This is a genomic window from Mesorhizobium sp. M7A.F.Ca.MR.362.00.0.0 (assembly GCF_004023175.1).
Classification (GTDB): domain Bacteria; phylum Pseudomonadota; class Alphaproteobacteria; order Rhizobiales; family Rhizobiaceae; genus Mesorhizobium.
The window spans coordinates 1-5,200 of sequence record NZ_RZTF01000127.1 but is presented as its reverse complement, the minus strand read 5'-3'; the positions used below and the strand labels follow the sequence as shown (position 1 = coordinate 5,200).

Genomic DNA, 5,200 nt, shown 5'->3' with positions numbered 1-5,200 from the left:
CGTCAGGCCTGCGAACCGCCGGCCCTGTCACGTCGCCGAGATTCTCGGCAACTCAAACGCGTCTGTCGTGCGGACATAGGTGTTTCCTTGTGCCCTGGCGACAAGGCGCAATTTTTGTGTATCGACATGGAAGCGAACCGGGTCGATCAGCATGTCGTCGCGTATATGCATCATCTGGACCGTTCCCAGGATGAGCGAGCGCGATACCCCGAGAGGAACAATGCTGTGCAGCACGCACTCCATGGAGACGGGGCTCTCGGCAATTCGCGGCGCGGCGATCGTCACTGAAGCTTCCTCTGCAAGCCCGGACCGCGAAAACTCATCGATTTCCGGCGCAAACTCGGCGGCGGTTATGTTCATCTGGTCCAGCCGATCCTCGTCGACCAGATTGACGACGAATTGGCCCGACATCCGGATATTGCGTCCTGTGTCCTTGTTGTCGCCTGCAGACCGGTCGACGATGCTGAAACCGACGACAGGGGGATCCTCGCTGAAGACATTGAAGAACGAGAATGGCGCTGCATTGCGCACCCCGTCCGACGCGACGGTCGTGACCCATGCGATCGGCCGTGGCGTGATCGTCGAGGATAGAAGTTTGTGCCGGTCAAGCGGCTTCAGCTCGGAGAAGTCGAACTGCATTGTCGTGGGGACCTCCGATGATTTGGCGGGGCAGACCAGTTTGGCTGGCGCCACGCCTTTCTAGCACCGGCAAAATCGATTGTTTGCTCTATATCGGAACGCGCGCATCGCGCTTAGCGAGGCTGGTGCGTCAACGCATTGAAAGCATCTTCACCGCGGCTGCCGCTGCGCCAAAGCCATTGTCGATGTTGACCACCACAACTCCCGGCGAGCAACTCGCGAGCGCTGCGTTGAGCGCCACATATCCGCCGGCGGCCACGCCGTAGCCGACAGATGTCGGTACAGCGATCAACGGCGCCGCGATCAGCCCGGCGAGCACGCTGAAGAGCGCGCCTTCCATGCCGGCGACAGCGATAACAACCCGAAACATCCGGATTTCGTCGAGCCTTTCAGTAAGCCGCCACAATCCGGCGACACCGACATCGGCGACGATAGGCGCGTCATGGCCGTTGAAGCAGAGCGCTCGGGCGGCTTCCCGTGCGACCGACATATCCGACGTGCCCGCCGCCACGATGCCCACACCTGTGCTTGCAACGGGCATGGACCCGCCCAGCACCGCAGTGCGCGACAGTGGATCATAATCAAGTGCACTGCGAATGGCGAAATCGAGCGCCAGAAAATGGCTTTCGTCGAGACGCGTGAACAACAGCCGCTCTCCTTTCTCGGAAGCAGCGACGATGATGGCGGCCACCTGGGTCGGGCTCTTATGCTCACATAGCACCGCCTCCGGCACTCCGGTGCGCCTGCTGCGTTGCCAGTCGAGTTGAAAGTCGTTCATGGGCGCATGAACATCGCGCCGCGGCTGTAGGGCCGGGCGCCCACGAAGACGCGTCCTGCCTCGGCGCAAAGCCGCTGCGTGATCTCGACCAGCAGATGCTTCTGCGCGGACACGCCGTCGCCGAGTTCCAGAACCACGCCTGACCGCGTAATCCGGCAGCGCAACGTAACGCCACTGGCGGCAATGTCAGCCAGATGCCGCTCGGCCTTCTCGATGAATGCGAGGTCGCGGGCATCGATCGCTATTCCCGTCTCGACGCGGCTTGCCAGGCATGGCTGGGCGGGCAATTCGGCGACAGAGCCCAGGCCAAGCTCGCGAGAAAGCGCGCGAATGTCGGCCTTGGCCATTTCCGCTTCGATGAGGGGATGTACCACCTGGCGCTCGGCGGCAGCCAGCAACCCGGGACGATAGTCGCCGAGATCATCGAGATTGGCACCCGACGCGATCACATGCGGCGTCAGTGTGCGTATCCGATCGTAGAGATTGGTCTTGCAGAAATAACAGCGGTTCGAGGGATTGTCCCGATAGCGTGAATCCTCGAACTCGCCAGTTCCGATGACGAGGGTCGTCCAGCCTTCGGTATCTGACAGACCCCGCACGCGTGCCGTCGCCTCTTCCGGAACGGCTGGTGAGGCGGCATGGATTACCGTCACCGCAAGGCCCGGCTTGCGATGTGCGAAGGCTGCCAGCGTCACTGAATCCACGCCGCCGCTGACAGCAATGGCGAGCTGTTCGAAACGGTCAAGAACGCGGTCAAGACGCTGTGCCGGCGCAATGTCATTCATCGTCGGTCGTCTCGGCCTGCCACTTCATGGCGCGGCGCTCGGCAAGGCTTCCGCCTCGAAGGGCATCGCTTTCCACCTTGCGTGTGATGCCCGATGGCCGGAGGACCGCCTTGACGGCAAGTCCGGCAGCCTTGACGTTTTCCCGGAAGAGGACCAGCCGGCGTTCCTCCCGCAGGCGCAAGCCAATTGTCGATGTCTCGGCAAAACACCGGGCCGTCACCTGATCGGCCAGTTCCGGTCTCGCCAGAAGCCGGAACGACGAGGCGGGACGCCCCTTCTTGCCGAGGCGCTGCCCCACGGAGAGATCCAACACGCCGTCCGTTGCCCTGAGGCGATCGCAGGCGACGCCCATCTCTTCGCCGGTCATGTCGTCGATTTCGAATTCGATGACACTGATGGTGTCGCTCGGAGTTGAGACTTCGTTCTCTAGGACGAGAACGCGAAGAATGTTCGGCATCCCGGGCAGGTGCCGCGTCCCCGCGCCTGTTCCGGACGACACAAGCCGGCCAGACGTGCCGCCAGCACCAGGCGCTGTGAGATGTTTAAGGATCGCCGCGCCGGTCGGCGTCACGCGCTCGCCTGATATGCCGTCGTCGCGCCATTCGAACCCGGTCAGGATCGCGGCCGTGGCAGGCGCGGGAACGGGCAGCAGTCCGTGGGCGGTGTGCACAAGGCCACCGCCTCGCGGCAGAGCCGAGACACTCCACACCGTCTTGTCGAGCGCCGCTGCGATGCTGCCGGCGCAGACGACGTCAACCAGGGAGTCCCAGTCGGCGATCTCGTGAAAATGTACCCTTTCGACCGGCACGCGATGGATGGCCGCCTCCGCCTCGCCAATGATCGTCAGTATCGCAATGGCCCTGGCAGCCGTTCCATCGTGGAGATCCGCGGCCTTGATGCGTGCCACCATGTCAGCAAAACTACCTGCATGCGCTTCATCAGGAATCTGGTTGCGATCGTGATGGTGATGGTGGCCATCATCATCACCATATGCGTTCGCATGGGCGTGTGGCGCTGCAGCCGACATCGCGCGCTTCGCGACCAGACCGAAGCGCCGCACGCGCATCGACAGGCTCTCGCCTTCCTCGAAGGCAATGCCACCGGCCTCAACCGGAAGCACTGCAGCGCCGTCGGCAAGTACGCGCTCTCGCAGGTCAGGCAGCGCGTCGAGCATTGCCGCGACGAACATGTCGCCGGCGATGCCGCCGACTGCATCGAGGTGGACGCGTCTCACAGTCCTGCCCGCCGATAGATCGGAATGACGTATGGTCCCTCCGGGATGATGGCAACGGCGGGGTCGCCATGGCGTTCAAGACTGGCCGCGATTGCGTCGTTTACCGAGGGGACCAGTTCAACTCCGGTGATGCGGCGTTCCTCGCGATCTAGCCCGGTCGTGTAGAGCTGGATCTTGCCCACCCGCATCGGCTTCAGCTGCATCTCCGTCTGCCATTCATCGATGTCGGCAAGCGTCTTCGCCGTAAGCGTGGCAAGGAATGGCTCGGGTCCCATCTCCACCAACCGCGCTTGCGCCTGGCGGAATTCGTGGCTGCCCAAGCCCTCCGAACATTCCGAGGCGATGATCAGCGTCCCGCCCGGGTCGAGAATGTCGATCGGCGTCACCATACCCTTGATCGTCTGGTAGTAGGTCTTGTCGAGGGGATAGCCTGCAGACGACGTCACCACGGTCTTGAACCGGCGCGGCACGTCGATCATCGTCGTGTCAGCGATGAAATCGACCGCAGCCAGATGGCTGGCTATGATCTCGCCAAAGGTCACGCAAACCAGATCGCGATCTTCATCGAGCACGGTGTTCAACGCATAGATTTCGCCAACCTTGCGTACGATCTGCAACTGTTCCTCATGGAGCGGGTTGCCGACCAGATTGCACTGGACTGACAGCGGGTCTTCCATGAAACGCGCCGAGTGGAAGGTGCGGATGGTTTCGTGGCCGGCAACGCCGGGGGCGACAACCTTTCGACCACCGGACCAGCCTGCCATGAAATGGGGCTCGACCAGGCCTGTAGCGATACGGAGGTCCGCATCCGCGAAAAGCCGATTGATCCGGATCGGTGTCCCACGCGTCTGCGTATGTCCCAGATCGACGTGGTCGTGTTCGTTGCGTGCGAAATGATTGGTGACGCGGACGGTCTTCAGAACCCAAGGATCGCCGACCAGTTCCTCCAGTTCCACACCCTCGTTCGGACGATGAAGGCCGGTGGCAACGAGCACATCGATCCTGTCCGCGGGAATGCCGCCTTTGATCATTGTCTCGATCATGACGCGTAGGAATAGCCGGTTCGGCACCGGGCGCGTGATGTCGCAGATAAGGATGCAGGCGCTCCGACGCCCGACCACCAGACGGGCTAAAGGCTCGGAGCCAATCGGATTCGCGAAGGCGGATGCAATTGCTGAAGAGGCGTCGAAGAGTTTTGGCAACAACGCCTTCCGGATTACTGTCGGCTCCGCGCCTTGCGGCAATGCCAGCTTCAGCAATCCACGACCGAAGGCAAGTTCGAAAGGACCGCCATGTTTCATCTGCCGTCCCTCGGCTCTCACGATCCGCCGTCCGTCGCTACGGCCCGGCACCTATGATGTTCGGCGGCTGATCCAGCCCTCTTCGGCCACGTGACGTCGCTCGAACATGTCTGGCTTGCCTTCGAGTACCGCTGGTCAGTCAACCGAAGTAAGTCTCGGTTTGGAGACCTGTCGTCGCAATCGGCGATGCGGACGCGACCGACTTGCCGCGAGAGCAGCAGGTCATAGCGGCCGGTCAGGCAAATTCCGCCTCCCCGCCAACCTTCTGCTTGCGGATCGCCTCGACAACTGCTTCACCCATGGCCCTCGTGCCGATCTTCCTGCAGCCGGGTTGATAGATGTCTGCGGTCCGATACCCCTCGCGCAGCACTGACCGTACGGCCTGCTCGATACGCGAAGCGTGCTGGTCGCGGCCAAACGACTGCCGGAGCATCATGGCAACCGAAAGGATTGCGGCCAGTGG

Annotated in this window: 6 protein-coding genes; all 6 read right to left on the bottom strand. The window is 62.3% G+C overall.

Going from position 1 to position 5,200, the window contains the following annotated elements:
* Window positions 1-27 precede the first annotated feature (27 nt).
* Entirely contained in the window at window positions 28-639 is a 612-nt protein-coding gene (locus EOC06_RS17150; protein ID WP_024504897.1) for a flavin reductase family protein, read from the bottom strand.
* A 130-nt stretch (window positions 640-769) separates the two neighbouring features.
* Window positions 770-1,417, bottom strand: a complete 648-nt coding sequence (gene larB, locus EOC06_RS17145; RefSeq protein WP_127269186.1) for a nickel pincer cofactor biosynthesis protein LarB — start codon at window positions 1,415-1,417, stop codon at window positions 770-772.
* Entirely contained in the window at window positions 1,414-2,202 is a 789-nt protein-coding gene (locus EOC06_RS17140) for a potassium ABC transporter ATPase (RefSeq protein ID WP_024504896.1), read from the bottom strand. Before EOC06_RS17140 ends, larB begins: the two co-directional genes overlap by 4 nt.
* Window positions 2,195-3,436 carry a LarC family nickel insertion protein gene (locus tag EOC06_RS17135; RefSeq protein ID WP_281062083.1) on the bottom strand — a complete coding sequence of 414 codons (1,242 nt, stop codon included), beginning with the start codon at window positions 3,434-3,436 and terminating at the stop codon, window positions 2,195-2,197. Before EOC06_RS17135 ends, EOC06_RS17140 begins: the two co-directional genes overlap by 8 nt.
* Window positions 3,433-4,737: a nickel-dependent lactate racemase gene (larA, locus tag EOC06_RS17130; RefSeq protein WP_024504893.1), complete on the bottom strand. Its 1,305-nt coding sequence runs from the start codon at window positions 4,735-4,737 to the stop codon at window positions 3,433-3,435. The genes EOC06_RS17135 and larA overlap by 4 nt, the downstream gene beginning before the upstream one ends.
* 235 nt (window positions 4,738-4,972) lie before the next feature.
* Window positions 4,973-5,200: isocitrate/isopropylmalate family dehydrogenase (locus EOC06_RS17125; RefSeq protein ID WP_245469694.1), on the bottom strand; the 228-nt coding region annotated here is incomplete at its 5' end.